Below are 23081 nucleotides of genomic sequence, written 5' to 3' on the forward strand. Positions count from 1 at the left end.
ATGGGCAAAGAAAAAACCGCCCTTGGGCGGCTTTTTCCGGCGCAAATTGGCCAAAATCAGGTCATGGCAGCCCCGTCCACCGAAAGGACGGCGCCCGTCACATAGGACGCCATATCGCTTGCCAGATACAGGAAGGCGTTGGCGACATCCTCCGGTTCCCCTACCCTGCCCAGAGGTATTGTAGCGATCAGGGGCTTGATCATCTCCTCGGGAAGCGCGGCTACCATATCGGTGCGGGTTATGCCGGGCGCTACGGCATTGACCCGGATATTGTCCCGTCCCAACTCCCGAGCCAGGGATTTGGTCAATCCGTTCACCGCGAACTTGGAGGCGGGATAGGCGCTGCCGGCGGCCTGGCCATAGATGCTGACCATGGAGCTGGTGTTTAGAATCACACCGCCGCCCTGTTTCTTCATGATCTGAGCAGCCTTTTTCGAGGAGATGAACACGGCGTTAACATTGAGATCTATGGTGCGCTGGAAGTTCTCTACGCTATAATTATAGATGGAGTCCCGGGCGGAAACCCCAGCGTTGTTCACAAGAATATCCAAGCGGCCCCATTTGGCTACCACCTCGTCTATCGCCTTGTCCACTTCCTGTTCGATCAGAAGATCGGGATAATACCCCTCCACCTCAAAGGCGGTGTTCTCCGCTCTAAGGCTTGCAATGGCCCGATCCACGGTCTCCTTCTTGGATCCGAAGATGGCGACTTTAGCGCCATTCTCCAGATACTTCTTAGCGGTAGCATATCCGATTCCCCGGGTTCCTCCCGTGATAACGGCAACTTTTCCATTCAGCATTGCTTTGCTCCTCCTTAATGAGAATAAATATCATTATCAATATTTTATTTCATTTCTGCGGGTTGTCAAGACAAGTCCCCCACATAGCTTGATTCAAAAATAGAAAAATAATCCGGCCCATAAGAAAAAACCGCAGGATATCATCCCGCGGTTTTTTCTATCGTTCTTTTATCCCCGCAACATCGCTTGGTATTTCTCTTTCAAGCAGGCCAGGATACTCTCCATCAAGCTTTGCACCTCGTCCCCCGTCAGGGTACGGTCAGGCGCCTGGAAGGACAGGGAGAAGGCCACGCTCTTTTTGCCGGCTTCCACCTGGTCCCCCTCATAGATGTCAAAGATGGATAGGCCGGAGAGCAATGCTCCCGCCTGCTCCTGGATGGATTCCATCATGGCGCCCACAGGAGCGCCGCGATCCACCATCACCGCCAAATCCCGCTCCACCACCGGGAACCGGTTCAGAGGCTGATACCGCTTATCGGCAATGGCATTCTCATAGATGGCATCCATAGCGATTTCCGCCACCACTGCCCGCCGATCCATGGCAAAGTTCTCCAACACCTGGGGATGGAGTTCTCCTATCTCTCCAACTCGGCTGCCGTGGAGGAAAATTTCCGCCTTGCGGCCAGGATGCAGATAGTCGCCGCCGCCCGCGGCAAAATGGAGGTCGGATATACCAAAGATGCGGAACAGCTCCTCCAGATATCCCTTGACTTCATAAAAGCTCTCCCCAATGGCGCCCAGGCACAGCATAGGCTTTTCCACCGGCAGGGAGCCGTCTGCAGTCTCCAAATGCACGTTGCTCATCTCAAACAGCGGCCTGTTATAGATCTTATTCCGCATATTGACCCCCAGGGACTGGATCATACCGGGGATCAGGCTGCGGCGCATGATGGAGTATTCTTCGCTGAGGGGGTTCTGCAGACGAACGCAGCCCGTCGCATCCATTCCCACCTGCTCCAGCACCTTGTTGCCCAGGAAGGAAAGACTCATGGTTTCATAGAGGCCCATGGCGGCCAGACCGCTTCGGGTTCGCTCCCGCATGGATTGAACGGGGGTTAGGCCGCCCTGAGCGAATCCCTCCAAAAGCCGGGTGGGGATGGATTCATACCCTGCCACCCGCGCCACCTCTTCAATGAGGTCTTCCTCAATGGCAAGATCCATCCGATGGGACGGAATGGTGCAGATAAGAGCCCCTTCCTCATCCATCTCCTGGATGGCGATGCCTTCCCGGGTAAGGCATTCCATAATGATCTCTTCGGGGAAATCGGTGCCCAGCACATGGTTGACCCGGTCGGGCCGAACCCGGACGGTGCGGAGGGCAGGAGCCTCCTTTTGGGTATCCACCCGGCCCCGCAGCACCTTACCGCAGCCAATCTCGACCATCAGCTGAGCGGCCCGGTCAGAGGCCATCTGAATGCCCTGGTCGTCCAGGCCCTTGGTAAACCGAGAGGCCGCCTCGGATAGAATTCCCAGGCCCCGGCTGGTCTTGCGGTTGTTGAACCCGTCGAACTTGGCGCTCTCCAGCAGCACCATGGTGGTCTCGGGGGTGATCTCACTGTTCTCTCCCCCCATAACCCCGGCAAGGCCGATGGCCCGCTCCCGGTCGGCGATGACCAAGACGCTATCGTCCAGGGTATATTCCTTACCATCCAGGGTGGTAAGCCGCTCGCCGTTTTGAGCGGTACGCACCACAATGTGGCCATCCTTTACACAGGAGTAATCAAAGGCGTGCATGGGATAGCCCAGTTCCAGCATCACATAGTTGGTGATATCCACCATGTTGGAAATGGGCCGGACCCCGGCTCCCATCAGCCGCCGCTGCATCCACAGGGGGGATTCCCCCACGTGGATGTCGGTCAGTACCCGGGCGATATACCGGGGGCATAAATCAGGCGCTTGAATCTCCACGGTAGCGTATTTGGCAGCGGGCTCGTCGATCTCCTCCACGTGAATTTCAGGCTCTCGCAGGGGTACACCCAGCGCTGCGGAAACCTCCCGGGCGATGCCCAGAACGCTCATACAGTCCCCCCGATTGGCACTGATCTCAAACTCCACCACCGGGGAATCCAGGCCGATAGCGGTAAAAAAGGGCATACCAATTTTGTCCTCGTAGGCTTTCCCCATATCCAAAATGCCGTCCACCGAAGCGTTTTTAATGTCGGACTCCTCCACCCGGAGTTCGCCGCCGCTGCACAGCATACCGTAGGAGGTCAATCCCCGCATCTCCCCCGCGGTGATGTGTTTCCCCGTGGGAAGGGTCGCCCCATCCAGAGCCACAGGACAGACCATTCCCTCATAGACATTGGGCGCGGCGGTAAGGATGGTCACCGGCTCCTTTTCCCCCGCCAAAACGGTGCAAACCTGAAGTTTATCGGCGTTGGGGTGTTTTTCAATCTTGGTGATCTTCCCCACCACCACCCGCTGGGAATCGGCAAAGATGGAGGAGACCCCCTCGACCCCCAGGCCGTGCATGATCATGGCGCTAACGAACTCCTCCATGGGAAGGGTTACATCTACATATTCATTCAGCCAACTCATTGGCACTTTCATCGCGATACCTCCTTAGAACTGGGACAGGAACCGGGTATCCCCCTCGAAAAGCAGGCGGATATCGGTAATGCCATATTTGATGGTGGTGAGCCGATCCAGGCCAAGGCCAAAGGCAAAACCGGTATAGACCTCCGGATCGATGCCACAGCCCTCCAGGATGCTGGGATGAACCATGCCGCAGCCCAGGATCTCGATCCAGCCGGTGCCCTTACACACGCCGCAGCCCTTTCCGTGGCAGATGGCGCAGGTGGCGTCCACCTCGGCGCTGGGCTCCGTAAAGGGGAAGTAGCCGGGCCGAAACCTGGTTTTGGTGCTGCTCCCATAGAATTTCTTGATAAACTCATCCAGCACGCCTTTTAGGTCAGAGAAGCAGATGCCCCTATCCACCACCAGACCCTCCACCTGATGGAACATGGGGGAATGGGTGGCGTCCACGTCATCGCTGCGATATACCCGGCCAGGGCAGATCATTCGGATGGGCAGGCTTTCGCTGAGCATGGTCCGGACCTGTACCGGGGAGGTATGGGTTCGGAGTACGATGCCGTCCCGCACATAGAAGGTGTCCTGCATATCTCGGGCAGGATGGTTTTCGGGGATGTTCAGCATCTCAAAGTTATACCGCTCATACTCCACCTCGGGGCCTTCCTTTACATCAAACCCCATACCGATGAAAATATCCCGGATCTCCCCTTGGACAATGCTGAGGGGATGGAGCCGGCCTCGCTTTACCGCTTGGCCGGGGAGGGATACGTCCAAGGCTTCGGCGGCAAACCGAGCCTCCTGCTCCAATTTGGCCATGGCGGCTTCCCGGGTCTCCAGGGCGGCGGTCAGATGTTCCCGCACCTGGTTGACCTTCTGGCCCATGACGGGACGCTGGTCCTTATCCAGCTTGCCCAGCTCCCGCAGGATGGCGGTCAGTTCTCCCTTCCGTCCCAATACCCGTACCCGGATCTGGTTTAGCTCTTCACTTCCTCCGGCCGATTCAATGGCCTGAAGGGTGGTGGTCAAAATCTCCTGTAACGTTTGTTCCATGGTCGACACCCTTTCTAGCGATGGATCGCAAATAAAAAAGCCCCGCCCCCAAGGGGCGAAGCCATGCTCCGCGGTACCACCCGAATTTACAGAGAAGCCGTCCTTTAGCTCCCCTGCCTCCTATGGGATTAACGCTCCCAAACGCGCACGCCTAGGCGGTAATGACCGCTTCAGCGGCGAGCTCCAAAGTGAATTCCCGGATGGTCCCCGTGGCGGGCTTTCAGCCTCTGGCGCCGCCATCTCTTATCCGTTCCCATGCCTCCGGTACTGGTCTTCTTCTCAGCCTTTCAGATTACGATGGATTATAGCAGAAAGACCTTGGATTTTCAAGTATGAAAGACGCGGTCCATCATAATGCCTGCTGCCACCGCCGCATTGAGGCTCTCAGCAGCCCCCTCCATGGGGATTCGGTACAGATGCGTACAGGCGGCGGCAGTCTCCTCCGACATGCCCCTAGCCTCGCTTCCGATGACCACGCATCGGAGGCCGTTTAGGGGAAGGTTTCCACTCTTCCCCTTTAGATGGGCGCCGATCACCTGATACCCCTGTGCCTTGACCTCCTCCAGCAGCGGTCCGAGGGAACCGCAGGAGACCAACTGCAAAACAAAATGAGCGCCCATTCCGGAGCGAACCACCTTTGGAGCATAAACATCGGCGCATCCCTCTCCCAAGTACACCCGGGATACCCCAAAGGCCCAGGCCGTCCGCAGGATGGTACCCAGATTCCCGGGATCTGAGATGCCGTCCAACGCCAAAAGGTTTCCCCTGGGCTCATCCTCTACCCGTCCCGGCAGGTGGATGGCGCAAACCACCCCCTGACTGTTTTGGCTATCCGTGGCCTTCTTCATACAATGGGGCGTACAGCAACGCAGGGGCACTCCCGCCAAACGGGCGGCCTCCACCACGGGATGCTCCTCTAATTCCTGGGTATACAGCAGCATTGAAATCCTCTTTGGGATTCGTGCTACGCACTCCCCTACCAATCGGGTTCCCTCTGCCGAAAACAGGCCGTGGATCCGGCGACCCTTTTTTTCTAAAAGGCTGTGAAACAGCGCAATGGTATCGTTTTTTACCGAGGTGATGGGCTCCATAGCTCTCCTTCTCAAATAAAAAAGGCGGCTTAAGCCGCCTTTTTTATGGTTTATGCGCCGATCTTGCTCTTGGCCAGCTCAGCCAGATTGCTGAACGCAGCGGCGTCGTTGACGGCCAGCTCGGCCAGCATCTTCCGGTTGATCTCCACGCCGGCCTTCTTGAGGCCGTCCATCATCCTGGAGTAGCTGAGGCCATTGAGCCGCGCAGCAGCGTTGATGCGGGTAATCCACAGGCGGCGGAAATCCCGCTTCCGGAGGCGGCGTCCCTTATAGCTGTAGGACAGGGACTTCATTACGGCCTCCCGGGCCACGCGGTAGTTGGTGCTCTTCTGGCCAAAGTAGCCCTTGGCCAGCTTCAGAATTTTTCTACGCTTTTTAATGGCGGAAACGCCTCTTTTTACACGAGCCATATCTATCTACACTCCTTTGACCTTACTTATAGGGAATCAGCTTTTTGATCTTCTTCTCCTCCACCGCGGCAATGAGGGTGGATTTGCGAAGATTGCGCTTCCGCTTGGGGCTCTTCTTGTTCAGAATATGGCTCTTATAAGCCTTACCCCGCTTGATCTTCCCGCTTTTGGTCAGGGAAAAACGTTTGGCTGCACCCCTATGGGTTTTCATCTTGGGCATAACGGTATCCTCCTATTAATTGTTGGCAGGGGCCAGAATCATCACCATATTCCGGCCTTCCATCAAGGGTTTTCGCTCCACGGTGGCATGATCCTTCACCATCTCGTAAAAACCGTTCATGATCTCAACGCCGCGGTTTGTAAAGCTAAGCTGACGCCCCCGGAAACGGATGGTCACCTTTACCTTATCGCCGTTCTGGAGGAAACGGGTACAGGCCTTGGCCTTAACCTCCACATCATGGGTATCGATGGTGGGGGAAAGGCGAACCTCCTTTAGCTGGGTGGTCTTTTGATTCTTCCTGGCTTCCTTTTCCTTCTTCTGGGAATCAAAACGGAATTTACTGTAGTCCATCAACTTACAGACAGGGGGCTTAGCCGTGGGGGCGATCTTCACCAGATCCAGCTGGCGGTCGTCCGCCAAACTCTGTGCCTGGGCGGCAGACATGATGCCAAGCTGCTCGCCGTTTTCATCCACTAGACGTACTTCCCGGTCCCGGATGTCCTCGTTGATTTGATAATCGATGCTAATCCTTGCACACCTCCAAATAAAAATGAGCGGGCGAAAACCGCCCGCTCAAAAAGAACGTTTCAAATCCTTTGCAACCGCGCCTGGGAAATCCCGGCGGGTGAGAAGCGGGCAGCTCCTGCTTTTTGCCTATTCAATATAGCAGAAGCCAGGCCCAATGTCAAAGGTTTTCTCTCGCTCCCTGGGGTCAATCCATGGTTTTATCGGCGATCTCCTGGGTCAGCCGAGCGATGACATCCTCCACCGACAGCACCCCAAGGTTCCCCTTTTCTCCCCGTTTACGGAGGGATACGGTTCCCTCCTCCGCCTCCCGGTCTCCCAGCACCAGCATATAGGGAATCTTCTCCATCTGGGCCTGGCGGATCTTGTAGTTGATCTTCTCGTTGCGTTCATCCAGCTCCACCCGGATACCAGCGTCCAGCAGACGGTCACGAACCGCCTTGGCAGCGGGGATGCTGCGGTCGGTGATGGTCATAACCCGCGCCTGGACAGGCGCCAGCCACAGTGGAAAGGCCCCCGCGAAATGCTCCGTCAAAATGCCGATGAACCGCTCAATGCTGCCCAGCACCACACGATGGATCATGATGGGCCGATGCTCCTTGCCGTCGCTGCCGTCGTAGGTGAGCTCAAACCGCTCGGGCATCTGGAAATCCAGCTGCACGGTACCGCACTGCCAGGTCCGGCCCAGGCAATCCTCCAGGTGAATGTCGATCTTGGGGCCATAGAAGGCGCCGTCGCCCTCGTTGATCTTATACTCCCAGCCCTTGGCGGCGAGGGCCTCCTTTAAGGCCTCGGTCGCCCGCTCCCAGTCCTCATCGCTGCCCATGCTGTTTTCAGGACGGGTGGAAAGCTCCACAAAGTATTTGAACCCAAAGACGCTATAAAAATATTCCGTCAGATCCAGAACTCCCAAAATCTCGTCCTTGATCTGCTCCGGAGTCATAAAGATATGGGCGTCGTCCTGGGTAAACTTCCGCACGCGCATAAGGCCGTGAAGGGCCCCGGACAGCTCATGGCGGTGTACCACCCCCAGTTCCGCCATGCGAATGGGCAGATCTCGGTAGCTAACGGGTTTCCGCTTGTACATGAGGATACCGCCGGGACAGTTCATGGGCTTGATGGCGTAATCTTCATCGTCGATCTTGAGGAAGTACATATTCTCCTCATAGTGATCATAATGGCCGCTCCGCTTCCACAGCTCGGTGGACAGGATAATAGGAGTGCTGACCTCCTCGTAGCCCCGGCGGGTATGCTCCCGTCGCCAGAACTCCAATAGGCTGTTCATGATCACCATTCCCTTGGGATGGAAGAAGGGAAAGCCGGGGCCCTCCTCCTGGATGCTAAACAGATCCAGCTCCCGGCCCAGCCGCCGGTGATCACGCTTCGCCGCCTCCTCCAGACGGTGAAGATGCTCCGCCAATGCCTCCTTGCTGGCAAAAGCGGTGGCATAGATGCGCTGCATCATGGGGTTATGCTCGTCTCCCCGCCAGTAGGCACCAGCTACGTTCATGAGCTGAAAAAACTTGAGCTTACCGGTGCTGGGCAGATGGGGGCCGGCGCATAGGTCGGTAAAATCCCCCTGGGTATAGAAGGAGATCTCCTCCCCTTCTGGAATGGCCTCCACCAGCTCCTCCTTATAGGGATCCTTCTTTTCCCGGGCCCAGCGGAGGGCCTCTTCCCGGGTCTTCACCGAGCGGACAATGGGCAGATCCTCCTTGATGATCCGTTCCATTTCCGCCGTAATGGCAGGAAAGTCGTCGGCAGAGATGGAGCGGTTTAGATCAAAATCATAGTAGAAGCCGTTCTGATAGGCAGGGCCGATGCCCAGCTTTACATCGGCATCGGGAAACAGGTGCATAACCGCCTGGGCCATGATATGGGAGGCAGTATGGCGGAGCACCCGGAGCCCATCCTCTTCCTGGCCGGTGACGATCTCAACGGCAGCGCCGTCATAGAGAGGATCGCTCAAAGAGCGAAGCTCCCCGTCCACGCGAATGGCCACGGCGGCCTTGGCCAGCCCCCGGCCAATGGCCTGGGCGGCATCCAGTCCTAAAGCTCCGTTTTCCAGTTCCAGTTGTTTTCCATCGGGCAGTGTTACACGCATCTATGCTCATCCTTTCCATGGTACAAATCCAGAGAAACAAAAAAGCAACCATCCAAAGGGACGGGCGCATTGCCCGCGGTTCCACCCTTTTTGCAGTTGCCGCTCCATTATACCCATAACGCCAGGCCGCGCCGTATTCCCCAGGTGGTACGTAGGTACCGGACCCGGCGCACTTTCAGCCATGATGCGCCTCTCTTTGAGCCCTACCGTACCCCGCCTGTCCTCGATCCACATACGGTTATTTTCTCTTTTTGGACATTATAGCACAGAACGGAATGCTGTCAACTCTTGGGAGCGCACTCCTTGATCCGCTCCTCGAAAAGCGCGCAGATAGTGGAATAGAATCCGGAGGAAATGGCGTTGGGATAATTGAGCAGATGAACCTCTCTGGGGTTCAATGCCATAAGACAGCACAGAGCGATATCCTCATCGGACAGTCCATAGGAGCGGGCCTTCTGCTCCTCTCCCTCTTCCATTACGATCTTTCGCCCCTCCCCATCCAACATCAACACCCCGCCGTCAGCCTGAAACTGGAGGAAGACGGGAAATCCCAGTTCCCGCTTCTCTCCCAACAGCTCCTTCAGATTGCCGATGTATATCTCGGATTCATACTGGCGCACCATATGATCCACCGCGTCGCCCAGGCACTGGCTGATGTTCTCCAAATAATCCTGCATGCGAAACCGTACAAATCCGTCGATGTTCAGCACCTCTCCCATCTCCAAGCATTCCAATATCCGGGCCTGAAGTTCCTCCTGATATTGCTGTGGATCCCCCTGGGAAAACTCTAAAAGGTAGTTTTTTACCACCTGGCTTAGATAGGCCGTCTCTTCCTTTTTGAGATAGGGCATCTCCTTTCGGATCAGCTCCTCAGAGATGGCAAACAGGCCTCGATCCACCAGCATAGCCGCAACCCGACCGGCAAATTCCTCCTTCTGTTCCAAACTGCCCCCCATATAGCAGGCGCCTCCCAGGGAAACATAACACCGAGCCTTTCCCCACTTTCCACGGTTGTATTGATCTACCTCTATCTTGAATAGCCGGGCCAGTTCACTGGGACCGGCATACACGCGATTTTTTTCCATCATTCCGCTCTCCAAACGTCAGTTCTAATCGGTCCGTTTCCGTCACGTCAGGGCAAAGCACGCCTTGCTCTGACTTAGTTTCTCCTGCGGGATAAAAGCAAGTCGTTCTCCCGCTCCCTTACCTCGCCCATCCCGCAATAGTGTCCGTTTGTCGCAGCCATCTGTGAAATCCCGCTCACAGCGCTTTTTATGCGCAACGAGCATCCAAATTCATTTGCTGAACCGCAAAATCATCTCTTGTCATATGGGGTGGGTATTTTCCGTGGTAGTTTGCCCTAAAAACGAAAAAAATGCCGGCAGCTTTTGGAAAACCACGTCGACAATACGGAGGAATTATGAGAGCGCCGCCGGTGCTGGTCTTACGAGTATTGCCCATCCTTCCTCCACATGACCACTCCAGATAGCGTCCCGTTTCATTGGCGCTCCCCTTCAATCACAGAATTTTCTCCTGTCCATATACTGTAATTGGGGAGCTTCCCCAATCAGAATAAAGGATGATGTCCGATGCATACGAACAATCCATTTGCGCCTGGGATGAGATGTTCCTGCCGCTGTACGTGCGGCCGGACAATCTGCTGCTGTCCTGGACCACCAGGACCTCCCGGGCCTCCCGGTGAAACCGGCGAACAGGGACCCCCTGGGCCCCCCGGCGAAACCGGCGAACAGGGGCCTCCCGGACCTCCCGGCGAAACCGGTGAACAGGGACCTCCCGGGCCTGCGGGAGACGCGGCGCAATGTGCCTGCGTTGCCCAGATGCGCAATCTATTGTTGCAAATCATTGCTCTCTATCCAACCGACAATATTATCGTGAGCATGGAGAGTGGAAATACCGCCAGCGGGCGACCCGGCGCTCTTTTTCCGGGTCCCGCCACCAATCCCAATTCCGGATTGCTTCAGTTGGTCAATACCCAAGGCGTTCCCCAGGAGGCAGTCTCCCTCTGCCGCATTGCGGCAGTGCGAATTACCAGCGCCACCTATAATAACGCCATCACCTACCTGCCCGTTCCTACGCCCGCTCCAACCGGCTGCGGTACGGACTGCGAAAGCGCCATCCGCTCCTATCTGCCCGTTGGCACCACGGGTGCGGCCATCAAGGCCGGTGGCCAAACCGTGGCCCAGGGATCGGTCATTAAAAATGAATTCGGCGTCTTGGTGCTGGTGGGGCCCAACAACAGCGACCCTATCTTTGTGTCCTCCTGCAAGGCGGAAATCCTAACCAAATAGCAAAAAAAAACCATCAAAGCGGCGGACCATCTGGCTTCGCCGCTTTTTGATTCAATACATAGAATACGCCTTCTTACTGCATCCTAAACCAGAGGTGAAAACTATGGATCATGACGCAGAACTACTGACCTTCATCCATCAGAACGCCCGCATGGGCGTGGAAACCACCGCTCATCTGGCGGAGCTGGTAGCGGATGGGCCCTTTCGGGATACCCTTTTGGAGCAACATCGTTCCTACCGGGATATCGCCGGCCGGGCGGAATCCCTTTCCCCCAAGCCTTTGAAAGACGTCCCCCTGCCTGGGAAGGCTATGTCCAGCCTGATGATCGATCTCAAAACTCTGGGGGACAAAAGCTCCAGCCACATCGCACAGATGATGGTAAAGGGCAGCGCCAACGGTATTATTGAGATCACAAAGCGCATTCGCCAATATGAGGGCACCGTCCAGGAAGCGGAGCAGCTGGCCCAAGAGTTGCTTGCTTTGGAAGAAAAACACGTGGAAGACCTGAAAGGATTCATCTGTTAAGGCAATACTAACCATAGCAAATCCCAAGGAGGTGAATTGGATGGGTCAGAAATACGCCAGCCTGGACACCCTTTTAGCGGAGGACAGCCAGGCAAAGAGCTTCTACTCCTCCCTGCCAGACTATGTCAGGGAAAGCATCAGCCAGCGGGGCGGAAACGTCAATTCCTTTGAGAGCCTCAAGGACTATGCCGAAAATCTGCTGCGCGGAGACAACTAACCTAAGGAGGAAAGCAATATGAGCAAATTTAACGAATCCCTGCCCAATAACCAGTATTTTATGTCCCTACCCCTTAATATCCAGGAGACCATCATGCAGTCCAGCGTGGAGTTTGCTTCCGAGGAGGAGCTGCGGGTTTGCGCTGAAAATCTAATGAAGGGCAACTGACCTTTTAGTAGGCACACCTTTTATGATAACCTTTGGCGATCGGGAAAGCCGGACTTACTTTGAAGCGCTTCCCGTATGTTTGCAGGAGGAGCTGAAAAAAAGCCCTCTTCCCTTTGACAATCGGGAAACCATGGAGCGCTATCTATCCGCCTATTTTGAGGAACGGCTCGCCGCGTGCTGCTCCATGGAAGAGGAATAACGAACGGCCTGGACGAGCCCAGGCCGTTTTCTTTTCCTCACTGGAATGCTATAATGGGACAAATCCCGCCCAACAGCGCTGAAAGGAGATTCGCGGTATGATCACGGTGTTTAACCGCAGGGAGCTTATCAGCACCTGCTCTATGGCCGATCGTGTTGAGATCGTGCATGACCTCAACGCCGCCGGCATCGATTACCGGCTGCTGGTGGAAAACCGCTATACCCGGGCCCGTATCTTTACCGGCGGACGCCAAAACTCCGACTCCGCTTACCAATACACCATCTTTGTCCATAAGGATGACTTGGACCGGGCGCGGGGCTGCCTTTCCCAGGATTATCGCTCCATCCCCTGATCCTCCTCCATCCTTAGGGGACGCTTCAGATAGATCATATCCACGCACCGCATGCCATTGTCCCAGATGGGCTCTGGGTAATGCTCCACAAAAAAATCCTTGACCACATGGGATACCACAAACCCCAACCGCTGGTAGTAGGCCACTCCTGCGTCCGCTGTGCCCACATACATGGTGTGGTAATCCGGCGCAAACAGCGCGAAAAGCGCCTCCATCAGCCTGGTTCCATATCCTCGCCGTTGGCAATCCTCTCGAACCGCCAGGTTTTTTACCTCACATGCACCCTTCCCCAGATCCGTAACCACCGCCTCGGCAACGGCTTCTCCGTGATCCTCCAGAAGGAACATTCGTCCGCTATCCAGATACCGCCGTACCATGCCAATATCCGGATCCGCCAGCAAAAGCAGATCCCAGTGGCGTTCCTTGTCCGCCGTGATTTCGCGAATCACCATGGCTTCCCTCCTTTTATTGCCAGAATAGCATGGCGAAGGAATTGTTGTCATCCTGAAAAAAGGAAAGGCTTCCGGCAACCTTGCCGAAAACCTTTCCTCAAAGACAACATGCTGCTTAAGGACGCTGGCCCATGCCGCCCTCTAAGGTAAGGGTCTCGCCGGACATGTATTTGAAATCCGGGGAGCCCAACAGGACGCATACCCGGCCGATGTCCTTTTCCGGATCGCCAAACCGGCCCATGGGAACCGCTTTCAAGTTTTTCTCGTAGGCTTCGGGATAGGCCTCCTTGAAATTTTCCAGCTGGGAGGTCATAGCAAGCGGGCATACGATGTTTACATTGATGTTATCCTTCCCCCACTCGGTAGCCGCAACCCGAGAAAGACCGCGGATCCCCTCCTTCGCCGCGGCATAGGAACACTGGCCCACGTTTCCAAACAGGCCGGCGCCGGAGGCAAAGTTGATCACCGAGCCCTGGGTCTCCTTCAGATAGGGATAGCACTCCCGCATATAATAGAAGGTGGCGTATAATCCGGAGTAGATGCCAAGGTCAAAATGATCCTTGGTCTGAATGGCAAGGGGAACCCCGGAAGCGGACGCCTGGGCATTGTTGATCAGCACGTCAATTCGCCCAAAGGTCTCAATGGTTTTTGCCACTACGTTCTTCACGATGTCCTCCGCATCGTCATCGGGCGTTACATCGGCCTGCATAGGCAGAACCCGAATGCCATACAGCTGCTCCAGCTCCTCCTTAGCATCCAAAAGCTTCTGCATGTTCCTGCCGGTTAGAACCAAGTTGGCTCCTTCCTTGGCATAGGCAACGGCGATCCCGTAGCCGATGGATTTGGCTTTCCCGCCGCCGGTGATGATGGCGACCTTTCCGTCAAAGATATCCATTTTACACATCTCCCTTATGTTGTTTGTTGCATTGAAACAGAAATCGTTTGTTGTAACACAGAGCATTGTAGTCCCTCCATAAATTGCCGTCAATTAAATGGTTCTGTGTTTTTCTTATTTTTTCCTCGATTCCCTTTGTTATCCTCCCGAAGTCTCTTGATCCCAGAAAAAAACTGATATCCTAGGGGAATTGGAAAGATCTTTTACAGCCATAAAAACAATCTTGCATTTATAAAAAGCCCGCAAACCACATGATCAGTTTGCGAACTTGGGCGCGGCAGCTTGCCGCTGGCGGTGTCCTGCGATATGGATATTTGCTTGCGGGTACAAAAATACCGCAAACCACCAAAGTGAATTGCGATATCGGGTACGGCAACTTGCCGTTGTGAGGGTCACGCAAAAAAATTTGGCGGCGTTTGCAGATGGATTTGAACTCTCGTGCATCCCGCAAAAAGTTGATGGTGCAGCTGAGGTGTCATGCCCGCGCTTACAAGGGCATAGCCGCAGCAAGCGTGACTTTTTGCGGAAAAGGAGCATCAGCGGCATAAAACAATGACCCCATCGCTTTTGCGATGAGGTCATGTCAATGCCGCTTAATGCGACGTGGAGGCGCCACCCAGACTCGAACTGGGGATAAAGGTTTTGCAGACCTCTGCCTTACCACTTGGCTATGGCGCCATTGGAGCGGTAGACGAGATTCGAACTCGCGACATCCACCTTGGCAAGGTGGCACTCTACCACTGAGCTACTACCGCAAATGGTGCCTTGGGGCGGAATCGAACCACCGACACGTAGATTTTCAGTCTACTGCTCTACCGACTGAGCTACCAAGGCATGCTGGCGACCCGGAAGGGGCTCGAACCCTCGACCTCCAGCGTGACAGGCTGGCATTCTAACCAACTGAACTACCGGGCCACGTGGTGGGAACAACTGGGCTCGAACCAGTGACCCCTTGCTTGTAAGGCAAGTGCTCTCCCAACTGAGCTATGCTCCCAGCTCCTTATGACGACTTGGATATTTTACCCTACCCGCCACTGTGGTGTCAAGCAGATTATCGCCTTTTTTGCAATTGTGTGAAAATATCCGAAAGAGGCACGCCCCGATCCACCAACATCACGATGAGATGGTAAAACAAATCGGCGGTTTCATAGGAGATTTCCTCCCGGCTGGCGTTCTTGGCGGCGATGATGGTTTCAGCGGATTCCTCTCCCACCTTCTTGAGGATCTTATCGATGCCCTCCCGGAATAGATAGCAGGTATAGCTCCCCTCCTGAGGATTGGCCTTGCGGTCGGCGACCACCCGCTCCAGCTCATAGAGGATCTCGGCGTTGGCGGACTCCTCCCGCCGGTCGATCTCCCGGAAATAGCAGCTATATGCTCCTGTATGGCAGGCTCCCCCGGTTTGAATCACGCGGGCCAAGAGACTATCCCCATCACAGTCCAAAGCCAAGGACACCAGCTTTTGGGTGTTGCCGCTGGTGGCTCCCTTCTCCCAAAGTTCCTGGCGGGAACGGCTCCAGTACACCATAACGCCTTTTTCCAGCGTCAGGGCCAGGGATTCCCGGCTCATATAGGCCTGCATCAACACGGAACCCGTCAGGGCATCCTGGGTTACCACCGGCACCAGGCCGCGCTCATCGTATTTAACCTCCATCAGCAATTCCTGCTTCATCATGCTATGCTCCCATTCTGAAAGCGCCCCACGGAGAGCGCCTGTTTTAGATCGATTTCTCCATCATAGAGGGCTTTCCCCAAAATGATGCCGTACAGTCCTTGGCTCTGTGCTTCCTCAACGTCCCGGATGGAGGAAACCCCGCCGGATACCACCACCTGAAGGCCGGATGCATCCATCAGCGCGCGGCTTTTCTCTACGTTGGGTCCCGTCTTCATGCCATCCCGGGAGATGTCGGTATGGATTACCGTATCCACACCAACCTCCGCCATCCTTTTTGCCAGGTCCGCAACCCGTACCTGAGAAGTGGTTTCCCAGCCCCGCGTAGCCACCAGCCCATCCCGTTCGTCGATGCCCACGGCAATTCGTCCAGGATACCGCTTTGCCGCCTCCTCTACCATCTGAGGATGCTCCACAGCAGCAGTGCCAATGATGCACCGGGATACGCCCAACTCCATACGGCGGATTACGTCGTCAATGGTACGAATGCCGCCACCGGTCTGGATAAAAACGCCCAGCTTGGCGATGGCGCCAATCATCTCGAGGTTTTTTCCCTGGCCGTCCCGGGCCCCGTCCAGGTCCACCACATGAATATGGCTGGCGCCCTTTGATAGAAACCCCCTGGCCGTATCCACAGGGTCATGCCCGTAGACCGTCTCCTGGCCGTAATCCCCTCGAAGAAGCCGGACACACTTTCCGCCCCGGATATCGATAGCGGGAAACACCGTAATCATGCCAGGGTCCCCTTTGTACTGGGGATCTCCATGGTGCGGCCATCCATCCGGGTGGCTGCGTCCAAAGCGCGGGCAAACGCCTTGAAAACCCCCTCAATTTTATGGTGGTCATTCTTTCCATAGGGCACCTGGATATGAAGGGTAACCCCCGCGGCAAAGGCCAGGCCCCGAAAAAATTCCTCGGTAAGCTGCACGTCGAATTCTCCGCAGGCCGGGCCGGTGTAATCGCACTGGAACACCAAATAGGGCCGGCCTGAAAGGTCCAAATGCACCACCGCCAGACTCTCATCCATAGGAACGGTAAAGGATCCATAGCGGCAGATGCCGGCCTTGTTTCCCAGAGCCTCTCCAATGGCAGTGCCAAGGACAATCCCTGCATCCTCCACAGTGTGGTGGCCATCCACATCCAAGTCCCCTTTGCAGGCTATTTCAAGATCAAAATATCCATGTTTAGCAAATAGGGTCAACATATGATTGAAAAAACCAATGCCGGTATCGGCATGGCATTTACCAGTACCGTCCAAATTGATGGATACGGCAATATTCGTCTCCCCGGTCTTTCTCTGATAAACGCTTTGACGCATCGTTATTCCTCCTCAAACCGAACGGCTACCGCCCGGCCGTGGGCCTGGAGCCCTTCCGCTTGCGCAAATGCAAGGATATCGTCCTTTACCTCCCGCAGCCGCTCTTTATTATAGCACAAAACGCTGCTGCGCTTGACAAAATCATACACCCCTAATGGCGAGGAAAACCGGCTGGTGCCGCAGGTGGGCAGCACATGGTTGGTTCCCGCCAGATAGTCTCCTAAGGGCTCTGGGGTATATCCTCCCAAGAAAATTCCCCCAGCATTCTCGATCATTTCCAAGGCCTCCTGGGGATTGTCCAGTACCAGTTCCAAATGCTCGGGACCCATCCGGTTGCAGAATTCACAGCATTCCAGAAGGGAGTTTAACACCACCACTCCGCCATACTCCGCCAGAGAGGCCGCGGCCATCTCCTGGCGCTCCAGTTCCCCCGCCTGGCGCTCCAGCTCCCGATGAACACGCTCAGCCAAGCCATCGTCCCAGGTAAGGCAAACGGCGGCAGCCAGCCGATCATGTTCCGCCTGGCTGTAAAGGTCGGCGGCCACGTGTCGGGGATTGGCCGACCCATCGGCAATCACCATGATCTCACTGGGCCCAGCGATGGAATCAATGCCAACGGCGCCAAATACCAGCCGCTTCGCCATGGCCACATAGGCGTTGCCCGGTCCTGTGATCTTGTCCACCCGTGGTACCGACGCCGTCCCGTACGCAAAGGCCGCGATGGCCTGGGCGCCACCCATCCGAAAGATCCCGTTTACTCCCGCTTCCTGTGCTGCCACAAGGGTAAGCGGGTTCATCCGTCCCCCTTTTGCAGGGGTCGCCATATAGAGCTCTTTTACCCCGGCAATTTTAGCGGGAATTGCGTTCATCAATACGCTGCTGGGATAGCTTGCGGTGCCGCCCGGCACATAGATGCCCACCCGGCGGATGGGCAGTACCCGCTGAGCCAAAAGGACGCCGTCCTTTTCCACTCGGTATCCCGTCTCCCGCTGGTTGATATGGTACTCCTTCAGGTTAACAATGGCTTTGCGGATGGCGGCAAGCTGCTCCGGCGTCACCGCCTCGTAAGCCCGCTCAAGCTCCTCCTCCCCCACGCGAATGGGGAAGCGCTCATAGTCGGTGCCGTCAAACTCCAGGGTATATTGGGATAGAGCCTCATCCCCCTGGATCCGCACCCGGTTCACCATCTCCCGGACGGCCTCGTAGACGGCGCCCTCCTCCATCACCGCCCGCTGTTCCAACCGGCGGAAAAGGGCCTCCGCCTCGGCCACGCCCCGATAGATCATCTCGATTCCTCCAAATTCCGGCGAATCCCCTGAATGGCCGGCGCAATGATGTCCGATTTGGTCTTCAAGGACACCCGGTTGACGCAAAGGCGGCTGCTGACGGGACAAATGTCCTCCAACACCACCAACCCGTTTTCATCCAGGGTGCGGCCGCTCTCCACGATGTCCAAAATCACATCGCTGAGCTTCAAAATGGGACCCAGCTCCACGGATCCCGAAAGCTTGATGATCTCCGCGCTGCATCCTCGGTCCCGATACAGCTTCCGGGCAAAGGCGGGATATTTCGTGGCCACTCGGATGCCGCTCCGGAAGGGATCGGTATCCGCATACCCTGCGATGGACAGCCTGCATTTCCCAAACCCCAGATCCAACATCTCCAGGATATTGGCCCCGCTCTCTAGGAGGGTATCTTTTCCGCAGATACCCATATCCGCCACGCCGTGCTCCACATATACCGGTACGTCCACCGGCTTTACGATGAGAAAGTCAGCGATTTCCCCAGGAATCACCAGCAGCCGGCTATTCTCCTCTAGATCGGGAGCGGTGATGCCCACCTTCCGAAACACATCCATGGACTTTTGAAACAGGCGCCCCTTCGCCAGGGCGATGGTAATCCGGCCCATCTATCACACCTCCCACCGGGCGGTCAACTTGCCGTCCCGGTAATACAAGCCGCAAGCGGGTTGTAACCGCCGGGCTTCCTCCAAAAAGGCCTCCTGGGTTTTTGCGTAACTGAGAGCAACGGTCTTTCCCTCCTGCTGCAGCTGGGAAGCCTGCAAAAAGAGTTCCTCTCCTCCCTCCTGACAGCCTATAAGGCAATCCAGCCTAGGCCGCTTGGGAAGGACTTCCATACGCTCCAGCACATAGAGAGCGTTGCCCACCCCCATGGCAAAACCCACTGCCGCCATGGGACGCGCAAACTGTGCCATCAGGGTATCATAGCGACCGCCAGATAAAAGGCTAAAGCCCAGCAGAGGACTCATCCCCCGAAAGACCATTCCGGTATAGTAATCCAAATTGGGAGCCATGCCCAGATCCACCGACACCGTAAAGGGAAGTTCCATGGCCTTTACAATGGCGCAGACCCGCTCCAAATACTCCACGATTGCAGTGCATCCAGGAATAGGAAAACGCTTCCGCGCCCGATCCAGCACCGACTCATCCCCAAACAGGTAGACCAACTCCGTAAAATGTCCAATAGCAGCCTCATCCAGCCCTTGAACCTCCAAATAGGCCGCAAGCTCCGTTTCGTTTTTTTCATCCAACAAGGCGCCCACGATCGCCGTTTGCTCGGGACTTAAGCCCACATCTTGGCAAACCGCTTGGAGAAAACCGACATGTCCCAGATCCAGGACGAAATCCTGGATTCCTAAGGATAGCAGCGCCTGCGCCGCGGTTAAGAGGATCTCCGCGTCGGCCTCCGGGCCTTCTGCGCCCAGCAGTTCACAGCCGGCCTGGGTAAACTCCCGGCGTTTCATGCCGTATTCCTGCTCCATGCCATAGGCATTGCCGATATAACAATAGCGCTGTACTCCCGTCCGTCCCGGGCGAACGGCTGCCATCCGGGCCACAGGCATGGTAAGATCCGGCCGCAGGGCCAACATCCGACCGTCTTGATCAAAAAACCGCACGGTGGATTCCTCTCGAATTCCCCCCATCTCTCCTTTAAAGGTGTCAAAATATTCTAAAGACGGGGTTTCCACCTCCTCGAATCCTCTCTTGAGAAAACATCCTCTTAGGGTATCCTCAATCCTCCGTTTGCCGTACGCCGTATCGCCATAAAAATCCGAAACCCCTTGGGGAATCTGCAACCGATTTTCCATTTTACGCCTCGCATTCGTATAGCATCGTAGTAAATCGTAAAACTAATTTGATGGTAGTATACCCTGGGCTACCGGTCCTGTCAAGGGAGGATTTCCCCTAGTCATCCCAAAGGTTCGGCGGTGCTTGACAGAGGGCCTGCTGCGCGGCGATGGTGGCAAGCGTGTCCCCCAGCTGCGCAAAAATGGAGGCCAAAAGCGCTATTTCGTCCGCATCCCGTCCCTCGGCAAGGGTCGCGGCCAGAGCGGTGATGGATAGTATCAACTCATTGCAATGCATGGAATCACCTCTCTGTACAATATGCCGGTTTCACCGTAGGGGCCAGGCCAAAACTAAAAGAAGCCCAGAATCGTTCCTGGGCCTCTTTCTATTTCATAGCTGCCTTACCGGCCGCTCATCTGGCTTTCCATTTCCTCGATAACCCGACGGGTGATGTTGCCACCGATCCGGCCGGCCTCACGGGAAGTGATATCGCCGTTGTAGCCCTGCTTCAGGGTGATGCCCAGCTCGCTGGCCACCTCGTTCTTCAGCTGACTGAGGGCCTGCTTGTTGGCTTTGGAACTGCTGGAAGAATTCTGCATCATGTGTCACTCCTTTCCCAAGTATTTTCTATCTTTCGTTGCTTATTTGCCGTGCTTGGCATAATACTCATCGAACATCCGCTTTACCATATATCCACCGACGGAACCGTTCTCCTTAGCGGTGTTATCGCCGTTATAACCGTCCTTCAGGGTCACACCAATCTCGTTGGCCACTTCGTACTTCATCTTATCCAAAGCGCCCTGAGCCTGTCCTTTGCTCTTGCTAGTCAACGTGAGTCACCTCCTTTTTTCTTTGCCTGCACTCTGTTTACGTGCAGTATTAATTTGTCCATTTTCTTGCGCAATACCCATGTAACTAATTCCAGTTTTCTCGCATTGTTCCATCGTTTTTTTCAGCTGTTTCCGCAAAAAAAATGAGCGTCGATCCATAGGATCGACGCTAGTTTCTGCCGCTTATCCCGCCCTTATTCCGTTAAAATTTACCGGTTTTAATTTAGTATCACTTGATCCAATAGGCTTTGATATTTTTCCTTTGCTCGGGCCAACAGCCTATAGGCAAAGGCATCGCCGTATTGCCGGGATACAAAGACTTCCTCATAGGCGGACATAACCCGGTCCAGTATCCGGCCATCGATGGCAAAGTTCATGAAGAACAGATCGCTGCGTCCATGCTGCCATTGCCCCAATAGGGCGCCGGGGCCTCGGTTTTCCAAATCCATTCGGGCGATCTCAAATCCATCGTTGGTGGAACAAAAATCCACCAGCCGCTGGTTTTCCTCCCGTCCGCGGTTTAAAAGAAAGCAATAGGACTGCCGGTCTCCCCGGCCCACCCGTCCGCGGAGCTGATGGAGCTGCGCCAGGCCAAACCGATCCGCCCCGTCGATGACCATACAGGTGGCCTCTTTTACGTCCACTCCCACCTCGATGACGGTGGTGGATACCAACACGTCCAGCCGCCCTTGGGCAAAATCATCCATGGCGCTTTCCTTTTCCTTCTGCCGCATCCGGCCATGGAGATAGCCGATCCGCAGATCGGGCAGCTGATGGGAAAGCCGCTCATAGGCCTCCTTCACGGAGGTGGCCTCGCTCTCCCCTTCCCCCTCCTCGATGAGGGGACATACATAATAGGTGCGGTTGCCCGCGGCAGCCTCCTTGCGAATGAACTCCAAAAGTCCTTTTTCCTTGTGAGGCGGCACCAGATGAGTACGGACCGGCCGTCTGCCGCCCGGCAGCTCATCCATGACGATAACATCCAGATCCCCATAGATAATCAACGCCAGTGTTCGGGGAATGGGTGTGGCACTCATCACGATAAAATGGGGCGATACCCCTTTCTGCTGCAGAACCGCCCGTTGGCGTACCCCAAACCGGTGCTGCTCATCCGCCACCGCCAAAGCCAGCTCGGAGAACTCCACATCCTTTTGAATCATGGCATGGGTACCGATAAGAATCTGGATTTCTCCAGAGCGGACCTCCTTCAGCAGCTGGTCTCGCTCCGCCTTTTTCATTCCGCTGGTGAGCAGCCCCACACGAATACCCAGCGGAGAGAAAAAAGCCTTGGCGTTCTCATAATGCTGACGGCACAGGATTTCCGTTGGAGCCAGCAGAGCTCCTTGAACCCCGCTCAAAGCGGCGGCATAGAGGGCATAAAAGGCCACCACCGTTTTTCCGCTTCCCACATCTCCCTGTAAAAGCGCCTGGTAGCTGGCCTCTCCTGCGATTCCCCGCCGGATGTCCGCCATGGCCCGGGATTGAGCGCCGGTGGGCACAAAGGAAAGATTGTCCAAAAATCGTCGTTCCGCCTCCTCCCCCATCCGAAGGGGAATGGATCTTTCCCTTTGGCTTTCCTTATTCCGCGTCATAAAGGCTTTGAGCAGAAGAATTTCATAGAAGGAGATGGTGGAGACGCTGCGATCCCTTTCCTCCTGATCCGCCGGGAAATGAGCGGAATAATAAGCCTGTTCCAGGGGCATCAGCTGGTATTTCTGCACAAAATCCTCTGGCGCCATAAGCCGCAGCTGGTCCCCATATTTTTTGAATGTGGATTTCAGCAGCTTTCGCAATACCCCCTGGGATAGTCCTTTGGTGCTGCGGTATACCGGCAGAAGCCGGGCACCCTCTCCTTCAGACAGCTTTTCCACCATGGGAGTATTGATGCGAATCTCTCCCCGGTAGTATTCCGGCTTTCCATAGATATAATAGCTTTCCCCCTCCTGGATGTTTCCGGCCATATAGGGCTGGTTGTACCAGCAGAGGTAGATGCTGCCGGTATGATCCCCAGCTTTAACCCGAATCATGGAGAAATTCCGGCGAATGTATTGAACCTTGGGAGCGGTTATGATGGTAAGTACGCCAAACCAGGGCACGGATACCTCCATGCCCTCCACGGTGCGCAAGTCGGTCAGGTCCCGGTAGGTTCGGGGCATGTAGCACAACAGTTCCTCCACTGTGGTGATGCCCAGCTTACTTAGCTGTTCCCGCCTGGCCGCTCCGATGCCTTTGATGCTCTCAATGCCGTCCGTCAGCAAACCACTCACCCTTTGCTCCATAAGGAAAAAGAGGGGCAACGCCCCCCTTTTTCCATCCATATTT

At 55.6% G+C, this 23081-nt stretch carries 27 protein-coding genes, 5 tRNA genes and 1 other annotated feature; of the genes, 6 read left to right on the forward strand and 26 right to left on the reverse strand.

Features of this window, described 5'->3' with window-relative positions:
* Positions 1-56: 56 nt before the first annotated feature.
* The 9 genes from KP626_RS02830 to ytxC form a co-directional block, all read right to left on the reverse strand.
* Entirely contained in the window at positions 57-800 is a 744-nt protein-coding gene (locus KP626_RS02830; RefSeq protein WP_395978144.1) for an SDR family NAD(P)-dependent oxidoreductase, read from the reverse strand.
* Positions 801-968: 168 nt separating this feature from the next.
* The gene (gene pheT, locus KP626_RS02835; protein WP_395978146.1) at positions 969-3350 is read right to left on the reverse strand and encodes a phenylalanine--tRNA ligase subunit beta; all 2382 of its coding nucleotides are present in this window, start codon (positions 3348-3350) and stop codon (positions 969-971) included.
* Between the two features lie 12 nt (positions 3351-3362).
* Positions 3363-4382 carry a phenylalanine--tRNA ligase subunit alpha gene (gene pheS / locus KP626_RS02840; protein ID WP_395978148.1) on the reverse strand — a complete coding sequence of 340 codons (1020 nt, stop codon included), beginning with the start codon at positions 4380-4382 and terminating at the stop codon, positions 3363-3365.
* A gap of 326 nt (positions 4383-4708) precedes the next feature.
* The gene (locus KP626_RS02845) at positions 4709-5473 is read right to left on the reverse strand and encodes a TrmH family RNA methyltransferase (RefSeq protein ID WP_395978150.1); all 765 of its coding nucleotides are present in this window, start codon (positions 5471-5473) and stop codon (positions 4709-4711) included.
* Positions 5474-5523: 50 nt separating this feature from the next.
* Positions 5524-5883 carry a 50S ribosomal protein L20 gene (gene rplT, locus KP626_RS02850; protein ID WP_395978152.1) on the reverse strand — a complete coding sequence of 120 codons (360 nt, stop codon included), beginning with the start codon at positions 5881-5883 and terminating at the stop codon, positions 5524-5526.
* Between the two features lie 22 nt (positions 5884-5905).
* Complete coding sequence (gene rpmI / locus KP626_RS02855) at positions 5906-6103, reverse strand: 50S ribosomal protein L35 (RefSeq protein ID WP_395978154.1); 198 nt, start codon at positions 6101-6103, stop codon at positions 5906-5908.
* A gap of 15 nt (positions 6104-6118) precedes the next feature.
* Positions 6119-6613 carry a translation initiation factor IF-3 gene (gene infC / locus KP626_RS02860; protein ID WP_395978933.1) on the reverse strand — a complete coding sequence of 165 codons (495 nt, stop codon included), beginning with the start codon at positions 6611-6613 and terminating at the stop codon, positions 6119-6121.
* 30 nt (positions 6614-6643) lie between these two features.
* Positions 6644-6758, reverse strand: a sequence feature (ribosomal protein L20 leader region).
* A 57-nt stretch (positions 6759-6815) separates the two neighbouring features.
* Complete coding sequence (gene thrS, locus KP626_RS02865; RefSeq protein WP_395978156.1) at positions 6816-8732, reverse strand: threonine--tRNA ligase; 1917 nt, start codon at positions 8730-8732, stop codon at positions 6816-6818.
* Positions 8733-9013: 281 nt separating this feature from the next.
* Positions 9014-9817, reverse strand: a complete 804-nt coding sequence (gene ytxC, locus KP626_RS02870) for a sporulation protein YtxC (protein ID WP_395978158.1) — start codon at positions 9815-9817, stop codon at positions 9014-9016.
* A gap of 813 nt (positions 9818-10630) precedes the next feature.
* On the opposite strand from ytxC, the gene KP626_RS02875 reads away from it, so the two are divergent.
* From KP626_RS02875 to KP626_RS02900, 6 genes are all read left to right on the forward strand, one after another.
* Positions 10631-11041 (forward strand): hypothetical protein, encoded by a 411-nt coding sequence (locus KP626_RS02875; protein ID WP_395978160.1) that lies wholly within the window; start codon positions 10631-10633, stop codon positions 11039-11041.
* 103 nt (positions 11042-11144) lie between these two features.
* Entirely contained in the window at positions 11145-11567 is a 423-nt protein-coding gene (locus KP626_RS02880; RefSeq protein WP_395978162.1) for a hypothetical protein, read from the forward strand.
* 40 nt (positions 11568-11607) lie between these two features.
* Positions 11608-11784: a hypothetical protein gene (locus KP626_RS02885; protein WP_395978164.1), complete on the forward strand. Its 177-nt coding sequence runs from the start codon at positions 11608-11610 to the stop codon at positions 11782-11784.
* An 18-nt stretch (positions 11785-11802) separates the two neighbouring features.
* Positions 11803-11952 carry a hypothetical protein gene (locus KP626_RS02890; protein ID WP_395978166.1) on the forward strand — a complete coding sequence of 50 codons (150 nt, stop codon included), beginning with the start codon at positions 11803-11805 and terminating at the stop codon, positions 11950-11952.
* A 22-nt stretch (positions 11953-11974) separates the two neighbouring features.
* Positions 11975-12151, forward strand: a complete 177-nt coding sequence (locus KP626_RS02895) for a hypothetical protein (RefSeq protein WP_395978168.1) — start codon at positions 11975-11977, stop codon at positions 12149-12151.
* 97 nt (positions 12152-12248) lie between these two features.
* A complete protein-coding gene (locus tag KP626_RS02900) occupies positions 12249-12503 on the forward strand; it encodes a hypothetical protein (protein ID WP_395978170.1) in 255 nt (84 codons plus the stop codon).
* Here KP626_RS02900 and KP626_RS02905 read toward each other — a convergent pair.
* The 17 genes from KP626_RS02905 to recG form a co-directional block, all read right to left on the reverse strand.
* Positions 12485-12955 (reverse strand): GNAT family N-acetyltransferase, encoded by a 471-nt coding sequence (locus KP626_RS02905; RefSeq protein WP_395978172.1) that lies wholly within the window; start codon positions 12953-12955, stop codon positions 12485-12487. The genes KP626_RS02900 and KP626_RS02905 overlap by 19 nt on opposite strands.
* 115 nt (positions 12956-13070) lie before the next feature.
* Positions 13071-13850 (reverse strand): SDR family NAD(P)-dependent oxidoreductase, encoded by a 780-nt coding sequence (locus KP626_RS02910; protein ID WP_395978174.1) that lies wholly within the window; start codon positions 13848-13850, stop codon positions 13071-13073.
* A 604-nt stretch (positions 13851-14454) separates the two neighbouring features.
* Positions 14455-14528, reverse strand: a tRNA-Cys gene (locus KP626_RS02915).
* Positions 14529-14530: 2 nt separating this feature from the next.
* Positions 14531-14605: transfer RNA gene (locus tag KP626_RS02920), tRNA-Gly, on the reverse strand.
* Positions 14606-14608: 3 nt separating this feature from the next.
* Positions 14609-14684 (reverse strand) — tRNA-Phe (locus KP626_RS02925).
* Between the two features lie 4 nt (positions 14685-14688).
* Positions 14689-14765: transfer RNA gene (locus KP626_RS02930), tRNA-Asp, on the reverse strand.
* A gap of 3 nt (positions 14766-14768) precedes the next feature.
* Positions 14769-14844, reverse strand: a tRNA-Val gene (locus tag KP626_RS02935).
* 57 nt (positions 14845-14901) lie between these two features.
* Entirely contained in the window at positions 14902-15522 is a 621-nt protein-coding gene (gene hisIE, locus KP626_RS02940; RefSeq protein ID WP_395978175.1) for a bifunctional phosphoribosyl-AMP cyclohydrolase/phosphoribosyl-ATP diphosphatase HisIE, read from the reverse strand.
* Positions 15522-16256 carry a 1-(5-phosphoribosyl)-5-[(5-phosphoribosylamino)methylideneamino]imidazole-4-carboxamide isomerase gene (hisA, locus tag KP626_RS02945; protein WP_395978177.1) on the reverse strand — a complete coding sequence of 245 codons (735 nt, stop codon included), beginning with the start codon at positions 16254-16256 and terminating at the stop codon, positions 15522-15524. Before hisA ends, hisIE begins: the two co-directional genes overlap by 1 nt.
* Positions 16253-16840, reverse strand: a complete 588-nt coding sequence (hisB, locus tag KP626_RS02950; RefSeq protein ID WP_395978179.1) for an imidazoleglycerol-phosphate dehydratase HisB — start codon at positions 16838-16840, stop codon at positions 16253-16255. Before hisB ends, hisA begins: the two co-directional genes overlap by 4 nt.
* A 2-nt stretch (positions 16841-16842) precedes the next feature.
* Positions 16843-18132, reverse strand: a complete 1290-nt coding sequence (hisD, locus tag KP626_RS02955) for a histidinol dehydrogenase (protein ID WP_395978935.1) — start codon at positions 18130-18132, stop codon at positions 16843-16845.
* Entirely contained in the window at positions 18123-18749 is a 627-nt protein-coding gene (gene hisG, locus KP626_RS02960; RefSeq protein WP_395978181.1) for an ATP phosphoribosyltransferase, read from the reverse strand. Before hisG ends, hisD begins: the two co-directional genes overlap by 10 nt.
* Positions 18750-18752: 3 nt before the next feature.
* Positions 18753-19949, reverse strand: a complete 1197-nt coding sequence (hisZ, locus tag KP626_RS02965; RefSeq protein ID WP_395978183.1) for an ATP phosphoribosyltransferase regulatory subunit — start codon at positions 19947-19949, stop codon at positions 18753-18755.
* 97 nt (positions 19950-20046) lie between these two features.
* Positions 20047-20226 (reverse strand): DUF6774 domain-containing protein, encoded by a 180-nt coding sequence (locus KP626_RS02970; protein WP_395978185.1) that lies wholly within the window; start codon positions 20224-20226, stop codon positions 20047-20049.
* 104 nt (positions 20227-20330) lie between these two features.
* Positions 20331-20531 (reverse strand): alpha/beta-type small acid-soluble spore protein, encoded by a 201-nt coding sequence (locus KP626_RS02975; RefSeq protein ID WP_395978187.1) that lies wholly within the window; start codon positions 20529-20531, stop codon positions 20331-20333.
* 39 nt (positions 20532-20570) lie between these two features.
* The gene (locus KP626_RS02980) at positions 20571-20714 is read right to left on the reverse strand and encodes an alpha/beta-type small acid-soluble spore protein (RefSeq protein ID WP_395978937.1); all 144 of its coding nucleotides are present in this window, start codon (positions 20712-20714) and stop codon (positions 20571-20573) included.
* A gap of 263 nt (positions 20715-20977) precedes the next feature.
* On the reverse strand, positions 20978-23026 hold the full coding sequence (recG, locus tag KP626_RS02985) for an ATP-dependent DNA helicase RecG (RefSeq protein ID WP_395978189.1): 2049 nt from the start codon (positions 23024-23026) through the stop codon (positions 20978-20980).
* Positions 23027-23081: the final 55 nt, after the last annotated feature.

This window comes from Christensenella sp. MSJ-20 (assembly GCF_044357945.1).
Taxonomy (GTDB): domain Bacteria; phylum Bacillota; class Clostridia; order Christensenellales; family QAND01; genus QAND01.

Excerpts from the sequence above, each read along its gene's own strand:
- hisZ (WP_395978183.1), bottom strand. The coding sequence starts at position 19,949 with ATGGAAAATCGGTTGCAGATTCCCCAAGGGGTTTCGGATTTTTATGGC.
- KP626_RS02890 (WP_395978166.1), top strand. The coding sequence starts at position 11,803 with ATGAGCAAATTTAACGAATCCCTGCCCAATAACCAGTATTTTATGTCC.
- hisIE (WP_395978175.1), bottom strand. The coding sequence starts at position 15,522 with ATGAAGCAGGAATTGCTGATGGAGGTTAAATACGATGAGCGCGGCCTG.
- KP626_RS02900 (WP_395978170.1), top strand. The coding sequence starts at position 12,249 with ATGATCACGGTGTTTAACCGCAGGGAGCTTATCAGCACCTGCTCTATG.
- KP626_RS02905 (WP_395978172.1), bottom strand. The coding sequence starts at position 12,955 with ATGGTGATTCGCGAAATCACGGCGGACAAGGAACGCCACTGGGATCTG.
- pheT (WP_395978146.1), bottom strand. The coding sequence starts at position 3,350 with ATGAAAGTGCCAATGAGTTGGCTGAATGAATATGTAGATGTAACCCTT.
- KP626_RS02970 (WP_395978185.1), bottom strand. The coding sequence starts at position 20,226 with ATGCATTGCAATGAGTTGATACTATCCATCACCGCTCTGGCCGCGACC.
- KP626_RS02895 (WP_395978168.1), top strand. The coding sequence starts at position 11,975 with ATGATAACCTTTGGCGATCGGGAAAGCCGGACTTACTTTGAAGCGCTT.
- rplT (WP_395978152.1), bottom strand. The coding sequence starts at position 5,883 with ATGGCTCGTGTAAAAAGAGGCGTTTCCGCCATTAAAAAGCGTAGAAAA.
- KP626_RS02880 (WP_395978162.1), top strand. The coding sequence starts at position 11,145 with ATGGATCATGACGCAGAACTACTGACCTTCATCCATCAGAACGCCCGC.
- KP626_RS02845 (WP_395978150.1), bottom strand. The coding sequence starts at position 5,473 with ATGGAGCCCATCACCTCGGTAAAAAACGATACCATTGCGCTGTTTCAC.
- hisA (WP_395978177.1), bottom strand. The coding sequence starts at position 16,256 with ATGATTACGGTGTTTCCCGCTATCGATATCCGGGGCGGAAAGTGTGTC.
- hisG (WP_395978181.1), bottom strand. The coding sequence starts at position 18,749 with ATGGGCCGGATTACCATCGCCCTGGCGAAGGGGCGCCTGTTTCAAAAG.
- rpmI (WP_395978154.1), bottom strand. The coding sequence starts at position 6,103 with ATGCCCAAGATGAAAACCCATAGGGGTGCAGCCAAACGTTTTTCCCTG.
- hisB (WP_395978179.1), bottom strand. The coding sequence starts at position 16,840 with ATGCGTCAAAGCGTTTATCAGAGAAAGACCGGGGAGACGAATATTGCC.
- KP626_RS02910 (WP_395978174.1), bottom strand. The coding sequence starts at position 13,850 with ATGGATATCTTTGACGGAAAGGTCGCCATCATCACCGGCGGCGGGAAA.
- KP626_RS02830 (WP_395978144.1), bottom strand. The coding sequence starts at position 800 with ATGCTGAATGGAAAAGTTGCCGTTATCACGGGAGGAACCCGGGGAATC.
- KP626_RS02980 (WP_395978937.1), bottom strand. The coding sequence starts at position 20,714 with ATGAAGTACGAAGTGGCCAACGAGATTGGTGTGACCCTGAAGGACGGT.
- pheS (WP_395978148.1), bottom strand. The coding sequence starts at position 4,382 with ATGGAACAAACGTTACAGGAGATTTTGACCACCACCCTTCAGGCCATT.
- ytxC (WP_395978158.1), bottom strand. The coding sequence starts at position 9,817 with ATGGAAAAAAATCGCGTGTATGCCGGTCCCAGTGAACTGGCCCGGCTA.
- KP626_RS02885 (WP_395978164.1), top strand. The coding sequence starts at position 11,608 with ATGGGTCAGAAATACGCCAGCCTGGACACCCTTTTAGCGGAGGACAGC.
- KP626_RS02975 (WP_395978187.1), bottom strand. The coding sequence starts at position 20,531 with ATGATGCAGAATTCTTCCAGCAGTTCCAAAGCCAACAAGCAGGCCCTC.
- thrS (WP_395978156.1), bottom strand. The coding sequence starts at position 8,732 with ATGCGTGTAACACTGCCCGATGGAAAACAACTGGAACTGGAAAACGGA.
- KP626_RS02875 (WP_395978160.1), top strand. The coding sequence starts at position 10,631 with ATGGAGAGTGGAAATACCGCCAGCGGGCGACCCGGCGCTCTTTTTCCG.